The organism is Luteibacter sp. E-22 (genome assembly GCF_049913125.1).
Lineage (GTDB): Bacteria > Pseudomonadota > Gammaproteobacteria > Xanthomonadales > Rhodanobacteraceae > Luteibacter.
On the sequence record NZ_CP183975.1, the window covers coordinates 887005 to 901680 of the forward strand.

Below are 14676 nucleotides of genomic sequence, written 5' to 3' on the forward strand. Positions count from 1 at the left end.
GGTGCCTCACTGCGATGCGAGCGAGTGGACGATATCGTGCAGGCCGTCGCGCCAAGCCGGCAGGGTATGGCGGAATGTCTCCGCAAAACTGCGATTGTCCAGGACCGAGTAGGTTGGACGGCGCGCGGGCGTTGGAAAGTCGCTCGTGCCGATCGGATGCACCACGGGTCGCCGCGCAAGGACTCCTTCGGTAACGGCTTCGTCGAATATCGCTTCGGCAAAGCCGTGCCACGTCGTCTCGCCGCTGGCGGTCAGATGGTAGGTGCCAGTGAGTGCGGGGCGGTTGCTCTTTTCGACAAACCGGTCGATGGCGACGATGCTCCCTTCGACGATAAGGGTGGTCGTTGTCGGTGTTCCACGTTGGTCGGCAACCACTTTGAGTTCATCGCGCTCGCGGCCGAGACGCAACATGGTCTTCAGGAAGTTGTGCCCCACGGCCGAATACACCCATGCCGTGCGCAGGATCAGGTGGTTTGCACCGCTCGAACGAAGTGCCAGTTCACCGGCAAGCTTGCTTCGACCGTAGGCGCCTTGCGGGCCGGTGGCGGCATCGGGGACGTATGGCGCTTGAGCGTCCCCGGGGAAGACATAATCCGTGGAGTAGTGGATCACTCCCGCACCCCTCGTCGCAGCCCAGCGACCCAGGATACCCGGGGCATGTCCGTTGACGGCCATAGCAGTCGCTTCGTCCGTTTCCGCCTTGTCCACGGCCGTGTACGCCGCCGCATTGACGATGAGATCCGGGTTTACGTCGTCCAGGACGGCTCGCAATGCGCTCTCGTCGGCGATGTCGGCCTGCACGCCCCTGGTGCCTGCGGGAACGTTCCCGTCGCGGGACGCGGCAATCAATTCACCACGAGCGGCGAGACCGCCGTGGGCAATGAACGTCTGCCCAAGCTGGCCCTGGGCGCCCAGCAACAGGATTCTCACGCTAGGTACTCCGGAAGCCTGCCTGCGGGAACGTCGGCCAGAAGCGGGGCTTTCGCATCCTTGTCAGACAACAAGGGCGACGACACCGGCCAATCGATACCGATGGCGGGGTCGTCCCAGCGCACGCCGCCGTCAGCCTTGGCGTCGTAGAGGTCGGTGCATTGATATGAGAACGTCGCGTGCTCGGAGACGACACAGAAGCCGTGGGCGAAGCCCTCAGGTATCCAGAAGTGTCGATGGTTCTCCGCGGTCAACATCACGCCTGCCCATTGGCCAAACGTGGGAGAGCCGCGCCGAATGTCGACAGCGACGTCGTAGACCTCTCCCTCAAGTACGCTGACCAGCTTCCCCTGGGGGTTGGGCCACTGGTAGTGCAGGCCCCGAAGCACGCCTCGCGCAGAGCGGGACACATTGGACTGGACGAACCTGCGGTCGATGCCCGCGTCGTGGAATTTCGCCTCGTTGTAACTTTCGTAGAAAAAGCCCCGGGAATCGCCAAAAACCTGCGGCTCGATCACTACGCATCCGGACAAGCTGGTTTCGATGAACTTCATCCGACGTAGCCCTGCTTGATCAGGTTCTGGAGGTATTGGCCGTAACCGGTCTTGGCCAGTGGTTCGGCAAGGCGTAGGAGCTGCTCGGCATCGATCCAGCCATTGACGAAAGCGATTTCTTCAGGGCAGCAAACCTTCAGACCTTGGCGGTTTTCGATAGTCTGGATGTACTCGCCGGCTTCCATCAGCGACTCGTGCGTCCCCGTATCGAGCCACGCGTATCCGCGGCCGAGTTGCTCGAGGTGTAGCGTCTGGTCGTCGAGATAGCAGCGATTGAGATCGGTGATCTCCAACTCGCCACGTGGCGAGGGTTTGAGCGACGAGGCAAAGTCCACCGCGCGGTTGTCGTAGAAGTAAAGGCCCGTCACAGCGTAGTGCGACTTCGGGTTTGCCGGCTTTTCTTCGAGGCCGACGACCTTTCCCGAACCGTCGAATTCGGCGACGCCGTAGCGTTCCGGGTCGCGCACCCAGTATCCAAATACGGTTGCGCCGCGTTCGCGAGTAGCCGCACGCTTCATCCTTTCGGTAAGGCCGACGCCATAGAAGATGTTGTCACCCAGGACAAGGCAGCTGGGATCGTTACCGATGAAGTTCTTGCCGATGAGGAACGCCTGCGCAAGACCATCGGGAGACGGCTGCACCGCATAGGTGATTTCGATGCCCCACTGGCTACCGTCGCCGAGTAGGCGTTGGAACAGGGCCTGTTCGTGGGGGGTATTGATGACCAGGACATCACGAATACCTGCCAGCATGAGGGTTGCCAGCGGGTAGTAGATCATCGGCTTGTCATACACGGGCAAGAGCTGCTTGCTTACCGCGTGCGTGATGGGATAGAGCCGGGTGCCGGACCCGCCCGCGAGGATGATGCCCTTGGTCGTCATGCGCCGAGTCGCTCCAGTTTGTAGCTGCCGTCGAGGATGCCCTGGACCCAGGGTTTGTTTTCCAGATACCACTGGACCGTCTCGCGGATGCCCGTTTCAAATGTATGCGCTGGGCTCCAGCCCAGCTCATTCTTGAGCTTTCTCGCGTCGATCGCATAACGACGATCATGGCCGGGGCGGTCGCGAACGAAGGTGATCAGGCTTTCGTGCGGCTGGCCGCTCGCGAGCGGCGCAACGTCGTCGAGGATGGCGCAGATGGTCTTGACGACGACGATGTTTGCCCGTTCGGAATTACCGCCCACGTTGTAGGTTTCACCGACGCGGCCAGCTTCGAGCACCCGGCGAATGGCGTCGCAGTGGTCTTCCACGAAGAGCCAGTCGCGGACGTTCATGCCGTCGCCGTAGATCGGGAGCGATTCTCCGGCTAGAGCCTTTTGAATGACCAATGGGATGAGCTTTTCCGGAAATTGGTACGGACCATAGTTGTTCGAGCAGTTAGTGGTCAGTACGGGGAGCCCATAGGTATGGTGGAAGGCACGGACAAGGTGATCCGAGGCGGCCTTCGACGCGGAGTAGGGTGAATTCGGGGCGTAGGGCGTCGTTTCGGTGAAATACCCCTCGTCTCCGAGTGACCCGTAGACCTCGTCCGTGGAAACGTGCAGGAATCGGAACGATTCCGCCGCGTCGCCTTCCAGACCACGCCAGTAGTCGCGCGTGGCTTCGAGCAGGCCGAGGGTGCCGACGACATTGGTCTCGATGAACGCCGCTGGACCGTCGATCGAGCGGTCGACATGGCTTTCAGCCGCAAAGTTCACCACAGCATCTGGTCGATGCTCGGAAAGCAGAGTCTTGATGAGCTCACGGTCGCCGATGTCACCCTTGACGAACGTGTGTAGGGGGGTATCTTCCAGTGCCGCGAGCGTCTGTAGGTTTCCCGCGTAGGTCAACTTGTCCAGGTTGACGACACGGTTACCGGCGGCCACGGCCTTCAGGACGAAGTTCGCGCCAATGAACCCAGCGCCGCCCGTAACGAGTAATGTTTTCATACTGTCCTCTTCCTATCGGACCGCCAGCGGTGGCCCGGTTCAGCGTAGCGCCCGTATTACTGCCGCCGTTTGACGTCGGCTGGCGGGCCAGCGCCTATCTGGCGGGTCGCCAAGTGTAATATGTCCGGATGGTCCGGCTAGATTGAATGTAAATTCAAGCTGAATATCGGGCGCAATTCCCAGGAAAATCAATGACCTCCAAGAAATCCGGCGTCCGCGGACTGGGTACTCGTGCTATCCACGCGGGCCAATCTCCCGATCCGAGCACCGGCGCCATCATGACGCCGATCTATGCGACGTCCACGTACGTACAGTCAAGCCCAGGCAAACATCAAGGTTACGAGTATTCCCGTAGCCAGAATCCGACGCGGATGGCGTACGAGCGTTGCGTCGCCGATCTCGAGGGTGGCGTAGCGGGATTCGCATTCGCTTCAGGGCTGGCCGCGGCCGCCACTGTCCTAGACTTGCTTGACTCGGGCAGCCATGTCATCGCCATGGACGATCTGTACGGCGGTTCATACCGGTTGTTCGAACGGGTGAGGAAGCGAAGCGCAGGTCTCGCGTTCGACTTTGTCGATCTCAATGACCCTGCTGCGCTCAAGGCCGCCTTGAAGCCGACGACACGCATGATCTGGGTCGAAACACCGACGAATCCGATGCTGAAGCTCGTCGATCTCCGCAAGGTCGCGGCATTTGCCAAGAAGCATGGCCTCCTTCTGGTCGTCGACAATACGTTTTGCTCGCCCATGCTTCAGCGTCCCATTGAATGGGGCGCCGACATAGTGCTGCATTCGGCCACGAAATACCTAAATGGTCACTCGGACATGGTCGGTGGCATGGTGGTCGCGGCTCATGCCGAGGTCGCCGAGCAGATGGCATTCCTGCAAAACTCCGTGGGCGCGATTGCAGGTCCCTTCGATGCATTTCTCGCGATGCGTGGTGTGAAGACGCTGCATCTCCGCATGCGCCAGCATTGCCAGAGCGCCACGGAGCTTGCCCACTGGCTTGAACGGCATCCGACGGTAAGCCGTGTCATTTATCCGGGCCTAAAGAGTCATCCGCAACATGCGTTGGCCCGTCGTCAAATGGATGGCTACGGTGGAATTATCTCAGTAGAGATCAAGGGCGGCCTTTCACGGGCCAGGAAAATACTCGAACGTTGTGAGCTCTTCGCACTGGCGGAATCGCTTGGCGGTGTCGAGAGCTTGATCGAGCATCCCGCCATCATGACGCATGCGTCTGTTCCCGCCACGAACCGAAAGCGTCTGGGCATTACGGACGGGCTGATCCGCTTATCTGTGGGCGTCGAAGACGTCGAAGACCTGCGCGCCGAACTCGCATTGGCATTGCGCTAACACGGACGTCCCTTTTTTCTCAGCACGGTTCACATGACTGGCTTATCAACATCTACATCGGCGGGGAATCCTTCCTGGTTCAGGCGGCTGATAGGGCCGTTCTCAGCCCTTCTTTGGCATAGGAGCCTGGTCTGGGAGCTCAGCAAGCGCGACGTGCTGGGCCGGTATCGTGGTGCGAGTTTTGGGCTCCTGTGGGCGCTGATCAGCCCATTTCTGATCCTCGGTGTCTATACTCTCGCGTTCGGCTTTGTCATGAAGAACAAGTGGCCGCAGGTCGAGGGTGGAGAAACTCACTTCTCCATTATTCTTTTCGTCGGACTGATCGTGCACGGCATATTGGCCGAGTGCCTGAGCCGAGCGCCCGGCCTCGTCGTGTCTCAGCCTAACTTCGTCAAGAAAGTCATCTTTCCCCTGGAAATACTTCCCTGGCCAATGCTCCTATCGGCCTTGTTTCATGCCTTCATGAACGCGCTGGTGTTCATGGTGCTGCGTGCGTTGCTGGAAGGGAGCGTTGCCTGGACGATGGTCCTGTTTCCGATCGTGATCCTTCCATTGGCCATGCTTTCGCTGGGCATTTCGTGGGGTCTCGCGGCACTAGGTGTCTATCTCCGTGACATCGGGCAGATAACGGGTGTGCTGTCGACGGCTCTTCTGTTCATGTCGTCGGCAATGATTCCGCTCGCGTCGATACCTGAGCAGTATCGATTCTGGTTCAAGTTGAACCCCTTGACGTTCATCATTGATCAGGCGCGCGAAGTGTGCCTATGGGGCCGCATGCCAGACTGGCAGGGTCTGGGGATCTACGGACTCGTCGCGCTCGTGGTGATGTATGTCGGATACGGTTGGTTTGTATCCACGCAGCGAGGCTTTGCCGATGTGCTCTGACAAGGCGATCTCGGTGGCTGGCGTTGCAAAGGCATTCCCGATCTACGAGAAGCCACATCACCGCCTCATGCAGATGCTCAGTCCGAAAGACAGTAAGGGGCGATGGTTTAGAGAATTTCACGCATTGCGAGGCGTGAGTTTCGACGTGGGCCGAGGGGAAACGGTTGGCATCATCGGTCGGAACGGTTCCGGCAAGTCCACGCTGCTGCAGATCATATGCGGAACCCTGTCCCCGTCATCCGGCGTGGTCGAGGTGAATGGCCGGGTCGCCGCGCTCCTTGAGCTCGGAGCGGGCTTCAATCCCGAATTCACTGGCAGAGAAAACGTCTACCTCAATGGCAGCCTTCTGGGGCTCTCACGCGATGAAATCGATGCACGTTACGAGGATATCCTGGCGTTTGCAGGCATCGGAGACTTTATCGATCAGCCGGTAAAGACGTATTCGAGTGGCATGTACGTGCGTCTGGCCTTCGCAGTGGCGAGCAACGTCAAGCCGGATATCTTGATCGTCGATGAAGCACTGGCGGTTGGCGACGCCAAGTTCCAGGCGAAATGTTTTGCGCGCTTGAAGAATCTTCGCGATGCAGGCACGACGATCCTGTTCGTATCGCATTCGACCGAACAGATAGTCACGCACTGCGATCGCGCGGTGCTTCTGGATGGAGGTGTCGTTGTCGCTGACGGGGCGCCCAAAGTGGTGGTGAATCAGTATCTCGACCTGCTGTTCGGTGTCGATAATCCAGCGCTGGAAGGCGATGCTCTGTCGATGAACGATTCGGACGAGCACGTAGGCCAGGATCTCCTCGACGACAGCGATCCGAGCCATAGCGACCCGTTTTCCATGCGGCCTAATTATAACAGTCACGAATATCGCTGGGGTGATCGACGCGCGCTCCTCCGCGATTTCTCCCTGCAAGCTGGGGGGGTACAGAATCCTACGTCTGTTCCGACCGGCGAAACGATCAGGCTTGCGTTGGCCATTCAGTTTGTACGCACGGTTCATCGGCCCATATTGGGTATAGCCGTTAAGAACAAGGAAGGAGTGACCGTTTACGCCACGAATTCTGAGATGCTTGACGTGACGGAATTTCCCCAGCTTGGCGAAGCGGGTACAACGGCGCGTGTAGACCTCGACTTTAACTGCTCCATGGGAGCGGGCGATTACTTCATCTCGCTCGGCGTGGCCAGTCGGGACGGCTCCGAGGTGATTCCGCACGATCGTCGCTACGACGCCATCCATCTGCACGTGTTGGGATCGTCCTTCGTGGGCTTCAGTAACCTGGAGCTCCAGATGCGCATGCCCGCCAATTGAAGAACATGAATATGAAAGAACAGATCAGGACCTCCCTGGCGGCACGATACGACGTTCACGACAAGCTCTGGCTGCCGAAAGGACAGGCGCCAGAGTTCGGCTATTCGGATGGGGACGATACCGAGAATCGCATCTACTCGATCATCTCTCACGCGGACGATGTGTCGCTTTTCTCGCCTGAGCTTAAGTCGGCCCAAACAGATTGGGCGGCTCGATATCATCTCAGCGCGACGCGAGCCAACCTTCTTCGCCCGATAAGCGATATTCTTTCGGGAAGTGTCCTGGAGATCGGTTCTGGCTGCGGAGCCATTTCGCGATTCCTTGGCGAGCTGGGTGGCGATGTTCTCGGTGTAGAGGGGAGCGCGCGCCGAGCGGCCGTTGCCGCTTCTCGTTGCCGCGATCTTCCGAATGTCAATGTCATTAACGAAGTCTTCGATGACTTTTCCGTTGATTCGAAATTCAACACGGTCACGCTCATTGGCGTGCTTGAGTACGCTTCGATTTATGGAAAGTCAGAAGATCCGGCCAGGGCATGGCTGAAGAAGGCATATGAGTGTCTGGAAGACGGCGGGCATCTTGTGGTTGCCATCGAGAACCAGCTCGGGCTCAAATACCTGGCTGGAATGCCTGAGGATCATTTGGCGCAGGCGATGTTTGGCGTCAACGATTTGTACACCAGGGGCACAGCGACGACCTATGGGAGAGTGGAGCTGACGTCCATGCTGCGGGATGCAGGCTTCGAGTCTGTCGAAGTGGCCCTCCCATTCCCTGACTACAAGTTGCCTACGTCAGTACTTTTGCCGAGAGCATGTGACGGGAGCCACCCAGAGTTCGACGCATCGGCATTTGCGCGACAAAGCGTCAAGGCCGATGCGCAGTTGATTCACGCCCCTCTCTTTTCCCTTGGTCAGGCGTGGGGCGTGGTTGGTCGAAACGAACTTCTTCCGGATCTTGCAAACTCATTCCTTTTGGTTGCCCGGAAGGGGCGCGAGCCGGCCTCCTGGGCTACAACCGGTCCCATTGCGCATCACTTTGCAACCGAGCGACTAGCGGCGTACTGCAAGCAGATTTCGTTCGTTCCCGAAGATGGTCGCATCACGGTGCGCAAGGCCTTGCTTGCCGGGGATCCCCATGCGTACGAATCGCGCCCCATTTCGCTCGATCTGCGTGATGAAGAGTACATAGTCGGCTCGAATCACGCCGATCATTTTGAACGTATCGTCGCAGCGCCCAGCTGGCAAATCGCCGACGTGGTCGCATGGTTTAGGGAGTGGCGGGAAGCATTGCATTCGGCTCTTCGAGAGCAGGGCGAAAATGCGCCCAAAGACTTGTACTCATCCCTCGCCGGCTGGACGATCGACGCTCTTCCTCGCAACCTCATGCGGATGCCTTCAGGTGAACTGAAGTTCATTGACCTTGAATGGCGTTGGCATGCGGGGGTTGAGTTTGGCTACCTGGCCTATCGCGCCATTACGGTAGCGATGGTATCGGTCAGCGCGGTGGGTCGCCCCGCGGACGAGCGACACGTATTTATCCGTTATGTGTTGGAGGACGTCCTCCATGCGTGTCAGATGAACCTTTCCACGGCCGATCTTGAGCGCTACGTGGAAATGGACGGCCTGCTTCGCAAGCTCGCCTATGGAACGAGCGACGACTTCAGTGTCGCCCAGTTCGCCACCTTCCAGGTTCCCATTCTGCCCGACGTCACATCGCTGGTCATGGGGGCGGCGGACCAGGATCGTGCCACTGCCGTTCGGCTACAGAGCATGACGGAGGAGCGTGCCGACTTCGAGATGAAGTACGCGGAACAGTGTCGAGAGCAGGAGCGTGTGGGTGCCGAACTTGCATCCACCAAGGTCGTGCTTGCCGATAGGTTGGTAGAGTTGGAGAGGCTGGGGCAGCGCGAAGCCCAGTTGGTGCAACACGAAAGCGATCTTCTCAATCAGCTCGCGAGCTACGAGGGGCGTTTAGCGTCCCTGCAACTCGCAAACGCCGAAGTCAATCAAAAGCTGTCGGGAGTCCTGTCATCGAAGAGTTGGCGGCTTATGGCGCCACTGCGAGTTATTCGACGCATAGCGACTAACGGCTCTGCCCGATCGGCCGCAGGGCGCGGCGTGCGCTTTATCTATCGGCGCCTTCCACTGAGCGCGGGCGTCAAGCGTCGAATCAAGGCGGCGGTCGAGGGCGTCCTTCGTCCGACGGTGAATCGGGCTGAGTCCGCCGACGTTCCTCATGTCCATATCGATGAGAGGGATAATTCGCAAGTCGCATCAACGGTCGTACCTTTCAACGAATACGTTGATATCGCTACGACGCCTATGGCGAGAGATGAAATTGATGTCAGGCTGATAGCGTTCTATCTGCCTCAATTTCACCCCATTCCGGAAAACGACAGGTGGTGGGGGCGAGGTTTCACTGAGTGGACCAACGTCGCCAAGGCCAAGCCGCAGTATCCGGGTCACCATCAACCCCAGCTTCCGGGCGAGCTAGGTTTTTATGACTTGCGCATCGTCGATGTCATGGCGCGTCAAGTCGAACTGGCGAAATTGTATGGCATCGCCGGCTTCTGCTTTCATTACTACTGGTTTGGCGGCAAGCGCCTCTTGGAACGCCCGGTAAATCAGTTTGTCCAGAGCGACATCCAGTTTCCGTTCTGTATCTGCTGGGCAAACGAGAATTGGACTCGGCGTTGGGACGGCCTGGATGGCGAAGTTCTCATCGGTCAAAGCCATTCCCCCGAAGATGATCTTGCGTTCATCGAAGCGCTCGTCCCCCTTGTGCGGGATCCTCGCTATATCCGGGTCAATGGAAAGCCGCTCGTTATCGTCTATCGCCCATCCGTTTTGCCCGACGCCGCGGCCACTCTCGAAAGATGGCGGGCGTATTGCCGTGATGCAGGCGTTGGCGAAATCTTCATGGCCATGGTCCAATTTGACGTGGATGATCCGCGAATCTTTGGCTTTGACGCCGCCATAGAATTCCCGCCGCATAAGTTGGCGCGGAACCTTGATGCCATCAATCACTTGGTCGAAGGATTGAATCCGGATTTTTCCGGGGCCATCGTGGACTATCAGGCCATCGTTGATCGCGCGTCCCAGGTAAAGAACGAGGGATTCAACCTCATCAGGGGTGTCTTTCCGTCGTGGGATAACGAGGCGCGCAAACCGGGACGTGGATACATGTTTCACGGCGCCACGCCGGAGCGCTATCGCGGATGGCTTCGTCAGAGCCTGGAGTTCGCACGCAGCAATCCGGTAGAGGGCGAGAGGATGGTGTTCGTCAACGCCTGGAACGAATGGGCTGAAGGCGCGCACCTTGAACCTGATGCCAGGTTCGGTTACTCATTTCTGGCGGCCACGCGTGAGGTGCTCTTAGAGAGGAGCGGGGCAGGCGATGCCGGGCGCGGTTACTCGTTTCTGTCGACCACGCGTGGTGCGTGCTCGAAGCGAAGCGATGCTGAGCGAATCGTCATCGTCTCGCACGACGCTCACCCGCACGGTGCACAATATCTGTCCCTGCATATCGCGCGGGATCTCAGTGAGGTTTTCGGCCTCCAGGTCGATATCGTCGTTCTGGGCGATGGGCCGCTGCTTTCGAAGTTTCGCGAAGTCGCCGACGTGCATGTTCTCTCCGGCGTGTCGCAAAACGGCGCTGAGGCGCTTGAGTTGGCCGAACGTTTGGCGGCCACGTCGCGCCATGCCATCGTGAATTCCGCCGCGTCCGGGCTGTTCTCTGGAGTGCTCGCTGCAGCAGGGTTTGGGGTAGCCTCGCTCGTGCATGAGCTGCCGGGTGTCATCAGTGAATACGAATTGCAAGAGCACGCTCGCACCATGGCAAGGTCGTCACGGCGTCTGCTGTTCCCCTCCACTATCGTTCGAGACGGCTTTGCTAACTTTGCGTCCTTGAGCGAGACGTCGGTCGAGATTCGGCCACAAGGTACCTTCACCCGAAATCGCTGGCGCGGCGTGTCGGACCGCAGCACGCCACGAAGCACGCTGCGAAATAAGCTGGGGCTCCCGACGGATGCTGAGGTTGTGCTTGCCGTCGGTTACGCCGACCTTCGGAAAGGCGTTGATCTTCTGGTTCGTGCTGGACTGGAGATTCTTGGACGTGGGCGGGACACACATTTCGTATGGGTGGGCCACGTCTGCGAGTCGATCGTCGCTGAGCTGAGCACTGAAATTAAGTATCGGGGGTTTGAAAAGAACTTCCATTTTGTCGGAATGGACTTCGAGACCGCGGATTACTATGCGGGGGCCGATGTCTACGCGCTCGCATCGCGCGAAGATCCGTTCCCGTCGGTTGTATTGGAGGCCCTTTCTGTCGGGCTTCCGGTCGTAGCGTTCTCAGGCACAGGCGGTGCGAGCGACATATTGACACGTGGCTGCGGCGTGATGGTGAACGATGTAAGCCCGGGGGCGCTTGCGTCTGGCATCATCGAGCTTCTGGATGACCGCGACCTGCGCGCCGAGATGGGGCGGATTGGGCAGGATCTCGTTGAAAAGGAATTCTCGTTCCGTCATTACCTGTTCGCCTTGCTTGACGCAGTCGGCCTTCCGCAAGCCAAGGTGTCGGTAATCGTGCCGAACTACAATTACGCCCATCTTTTGGGCGACCGCTTGCGTTCTATCGATGCGCAGACCGTGCCCGTTTACGAATTGATCGTCCTCGACGATCATTCGACGGACGATAGCTTGGCGGTATTGACCCAGTTGCGTTCCATCCTGCGTACCGACTTCTCGTTGGTCGAGAACGCGGTCAATAGCGGGTCGGTTTTCAAGCAATGGGAAAAGGGCGTCGGGCTAGCTAGAGGTGATCTGATTTGGATTGCGGAGGCCGACGACTCCAGCGAGCCGTCATTCCTGGAGAAGGTTCTTTCGCCGCTCCAGAAGTACCCGGATGTTGTCTTCTCCTATGCACAATCCAAGCAAATCGGTGACAGTGGACAATTGCTCGCCGACAATTATCTTGCCTATACGGATGACGTAGATTCCGTGCTCTGGCGTGGCGATTACATTCGCGCGGGCGAGGACGAAATCCACAACGCGTTGGCCATAAAGAACACCATCCCAAATGTCAGTGCCGTCGTCTTTCGGGCTCCGCAGTTGCGCGATGTGCTTCGAGAGGCTGCGCCGTTGATTCAGTCTTTCCGTATTGCGGGCGACTGGGTCGCATACATATTGCTTGCTGCCAAAGGGCAGGTGGCCTATATCGCGGAGCCCCTGAACCAACACCGGCGCCACTCGTCCAGTGTCACCATCGGATCCAGGCACATGCCGCATCTGCTGGAAGTTCTTCGTGTCCAGCAACTGGCTAGGCAGGTATCCGTTGTTCCCGACGAGGTGGCGGTCCGGGCCTGGAATTACTCTGAACGTTTGTTCGTGCAGCTTGGCTTGGCTACTTCCGAGGTGCCTTCACTGGATCGGTTGAAAGAAGCGGCCGGTTATCGACCCTAAGCTCACAGAGCAATGGATCAAATGGAGGCGGGTCGGGGCCTTGAGCCGAAGGCACCCGCTTCTATACTCAGTGGAACATGTGATCGAGGGGAGAGCGTGAAGATATTGGTCATTGGAGGTAATGGTTTCATCGGTTCGCGCCTTGTTATGAAGTTGCGCGATACGGGCCATTCCGTACGTGTGGTCGACCATGGCGAGCCGCGGCATGACCTCAACTGGCGCAATGTAGACTACCTTCGCATATCGCTCTCAGACCGATTCGCGCTGACGTCGGTGTTCGAGGGTGTCGATGTCATATGTCACTGCGCGAGCAGTACGGTGCCCAGTACGTCCAATCTGGACCCTGTTCGTGACATCGAGCAGAACCTGATTGGCGCGATTAATGTTCTGGACGCGATGCGCGCTTCCAACGTCCGGCGCATCGTCTATCTTTCGTCAGGCGGTACGGTATACGGCAATCCAAAGGTCGTACCCATTCCAGAAGAGCATGAACTTAGGCCGATTTCATCCTATGGCGTGGTGAAGGTTGCCATAGAGAAATATCTTCTCATGTATCAGGCCCTCTACGATCTGGAGCCAGTTATCTTGCGACCGTCCAATCCCTATGGGCCTGGACAGGTGACGTCAGGGCTCCAGGGCCTGATCGGCTCTTTCCTCGGCAAGCTTGCGGAGGGGAGCGAGCTTCCGGTCTGGGGAGACGGTGAGGTCGTCAGGGACTATCTCTACATTGACGACCTAGTAGATCTCATCCGCTTGGCTATAGAGCAACCCAGAACCGGTATATTCAACGTGGGTAGCGGGACAGGTTGCACGGTCAATGAGATCATATCGGAGCTCCGACGCGTTACCGGCTTGGAGCCCACGATTCGTCGAATGGACGGGCGCAGCTTTGATGTGGGTCGGGTCGTTCTCGACATCACTCGTGCAAAGCACGCCTTTGGATGGACTCCAAGTGTCGGACTGGATGAGGGTCTGGACCGCGCTTGGCAATGGGTCAAGCAACATCAGTCCTGAAACGATCGAGCAGCCCACCCTGTCGGGGCGCAGTGTACAAGGGGAAAATCAATGGAAGTCGTAACCGCAGCCGCGGATCCAACGTCGACTGAACGGATGGCAAAGCCGCGCGCCAGGCTTGAGTTTCTGGACGCATTACGCGGCTTGGCGGCTGTATACGTGATCCTGTATCACATGGTGCTGTTGCCGACACCTCATCTGGCGCTGCCCCCGTGGTTCGCGGCACTTGCGGGAAATGGTGGCTCAGGCGTCACCCTGTTCTTCGTCGTCAGCACCTTTTCCCTTTTCTACACGATGCCGGCTCGCCTGAGGGAGCCGAGCCCGCGTTTCAGCTTTTATCTGCACCGCTTCTTTCGCATCGCGCCATTGTTCTACGTCGTCCTCTTGCTGACGCTATGGCGCGATCATGCTGTATTTGGAGTTGATCATTCGTTGTCGGAAACGGCAGGGATGATGACCTTCGTGTACAACCTTGTTCCAGGTAGACAGGAAAGCTTTGTCTGGGCCGGTTGGACCATTGGTGTAGAGATGCTGTTCTATGCCATCTTCCCGCTGGTCTACAAGCGCGTCAATTCGGTGTACGGTGCCGTCGCCTTCTTTGTGATCGCGCTTTTGGTCTGGCACGTGTTCAACTACGTCCTCGACTACCTGCCCGTCGAAAACGCGATGCGCGAGTCTGTCCGGCAGTGGTTCGTGTTGCGCCACCTACCCATCTTTGCATTTGGTGGCATCTGTTATTTTCTACTGAAGGACAGAATCCTCGACGGTCGGCGCGGTGCGCACGGGCCTTCGGTAGGGCTCATGCTAGTCCTGGCGGCCATCTACCTTTACATGGCGCTACTTAGCGGCTGGTTGCCCAATGTATTCGGCGCGCAGTATTACTGGCAGGGCGTTGTTTACTCGCTGGCGATGTGCGGGCTGTGCTTCTGGCCGTGGGCTCTTCTAGTCAACCGCCTGACGGTTTTCCTTGGGAAGGTCAGCTATTCGGTCTATCTGCTGCACCCGACCGTCGTCTACTTCATGGCGCCGTACTACGCAAAGATTTATGCAGGGGTTCCTACCGCGACGGCTGCGCTTCTTGTCTGCTTCGCGGTGACCCTGCTTATCGTTTCCGGTTTATCGTTCGTGACCTACAAATTGGTCGAAGAGCCGTTCGTTAAGGCAGGAAGACGAATCTATACATACGCCAGCAGGCGAGGCGTGTCTTCTGGAGCCGGCGCTGGGCTGACACATCGATCATGAC

Annotated in this window: 10 protein-coding genes; 6 read left to right on the plus strand and 4 right to left on the minus strand. The window is 58.3% G+C overall.

The features are described from left to right. Positions 1 to 6: 6 nt before the first annotated feature. The 4 genes from rfbD to rfbB are packed head-to-tail and all read right to left on the minus strand — an operon-like array spanning position 7 to position 3411. Positions 7 to 930 carry a dTDP-4-dehydrorhamnose reductase gene (gene rfbD, locus ACN9M2_RS03870; protein ID WP_426286858.1) on the minus strand — a complete coding sequence of 308 codons (924 nt, stop codon included), beginning with the start codon at positions 928 to 930 and terminating at the stop codon, positions 7 to 9. After that, positions 927 to 1484 (minus strand): dTDP-4-dehydrorhamnose 3,5-epimerase, encoded by a 558-nt coding sequence (gene rfbC, locus ACN9M2_RS03875; RefSeq protein WP_426286859.1) that lies wholly within the window; start codon positions 1482 to 1484, stop codon positions 927 to 929. The genes rfbD and rfbC overlap by 4 nt, the downstream gene beginning before the upstream one ends. Beyond that, positions 1481 to 2365, minus strand: a complete 885-nt coding sequence (gene rfbA / locus ACN9M2_RS03880) for a glucose-1-phosphate thymidylyltransferase RfbA (protein ID WP_426286860.1) — start codon at positions 2363 to 2365, stop codon at positions 1481 to 1483. The genes rfbC and rfbA overlap by 4 nt, the downstream gene beginning before the upstream one ends. Further along, complete coding sequence (gene rfbB / locus ACN9M2_RS03885) at positions 2362 to 3411, minus strand: dTDP-glucose 4,6-dehydratase (RefSeq protein WP_426286861.1); 1050 nt, start codon at positions 3409 to 3411, stop codon at positions 2362 to 2364. Before rfbB ends, rfbA begins: the two co-directional genes overlap by 4 nt. Before the next feature lie 191 nt (positions 3412 to 3602). On the opposite strand from rfbB, the gene ACN9M2_RS03890 reads away from it, so the two are divergent. From ACN9M2_RS03890 to ACN9M2_RS03915, 6 genes are all read left to right on the plus strand, one after another. Further along, positions 3603 to 4766: a trans-sulfuration enzyme family protein gene (locus ACN9M2_RS03890; protein WP_426286862.1), complete on the plus strand. Its 1164-nt coding sequence runs from the start codon at positions 3603 to 3605 to the stop codon at positions 4764 to 4766. 33 nt (positions 4767 to 4799) lie between these two features. Then, a complete protein-coding gene (locus tag ACN9M2_RS03895; protein WP_426286863.1) occupies positions 4800 to 5651 on the plus strand; it encodes an ABC transporter permease in 852 nt (283 codons plus the stop codon). Beyond that, entirely contained in the window at positions 5641 to 6963 is a 1323-nt protein-coding gene (locus ACN9M2_RS03900; protein ID WP_426287856.1) for an ABC transporter ATP-binding protein, read from the plus strand. The genes ACN9M2_RS03895 and ACN9M2_RS03900 overlap by 11 nt, the downstream gene beginning before the upstream one ends. An 11-nt stretch (positions 6964 to 6974) precedes the next feature. Beyond that, on the plus strand, positions 6975 to 12419 hold the full coding sequence (locus ACN9M2_RS03905; RefSeq protein ID WP_426286864.1) for a glycoside hydrolase family 99-like domain-containing protein: 5445 nt from the start codon (positions 6975 to 6977) through the stop codon (positions 12417 to 12419). 96 nt (positions 12420 to 12515) lie between these two features. Further along, positions 12516 to 13433: an NAD-dependent epimerase/dehydratase family protein gene (locus tag ACN9M2_RS03910; RefSeq protein ID WP_426286865.1), complete on the plus strand. Its 918-nt coding sequence runs from the start codon at positions 12516 to 12518 to the stop codon at positions 13431 to 13433. Positions 13434 to 13484: 51 nt separating this feature from the next. After that, the gene (locus ACN9M2_RS03915; RefSeq protein ID WP_426286866.1) at positions 13485 to 14675 is read left to right on the plus strand and encodes an acyltransferase family protein; all 1191 of its coding nucleotides are present in this window, start codon (positions 13485 to 13487) and stop codon (positions 14673 to 14675) included. Position 14676: the final 1 nt, after the last annotated feature.

Coding starts and splice junctions, on each gene's coding strand:
- rfbC (WP_426286859.1), bottom strand. CDS start 1,484: ATGAAGTTCATCGAAACCAGCTTGTCCGGATGCGTAGTGATCGAGCCG.
- rfbA (WP_426286860.1), bottom strand. CDS start 2,365: ATGACGACCAAGGGCATCATCCTCGCGGGCGGGTCCGGCACCCGGCTC.
- rfbB (WP_426286861.1), bottom strand. CDS start 3,411: ATGAAAACATTACTCGTTACGGGCGGCGCTGGGTTCATTGGCGCGAAC.
- ACN9M2_RS03890 (WP_426286862.1), top strand. CDS start 3,603: ATGACCTCCAAGAAATCCGGCGTCCGCGGACTGGGTACTCGTGCTATC.
- ACN9M2_RS03895 (WP_426286863.1), top strand. CDS start 4,800: ATGACTGGCTTATCAACATCTACATCGGCGGGGAATCCTTCCTGGTTC.
- ACN9M2_RS03900 (WP_426287856.1), top strand. CDS start 5,641: ATGTGCTCTGACAAGGCGATCTCGGTGGCTGGCGTTGCAAAGGCATTC.
- ACN9M2_RS03905 (WP_426286864.1), top strand. CDS start 6,975: ATGAAAGAACAGATCAGGACCTCCCTGGCGGCACGATACGACGTTCAC.
- ACN9M2_RS03915 (WP_426286866.1), top strand. CDS start 13,485: ATGGAAGTCGTAACCGCAGCCGCGGATCCAACGTCGACTGAACGGATG.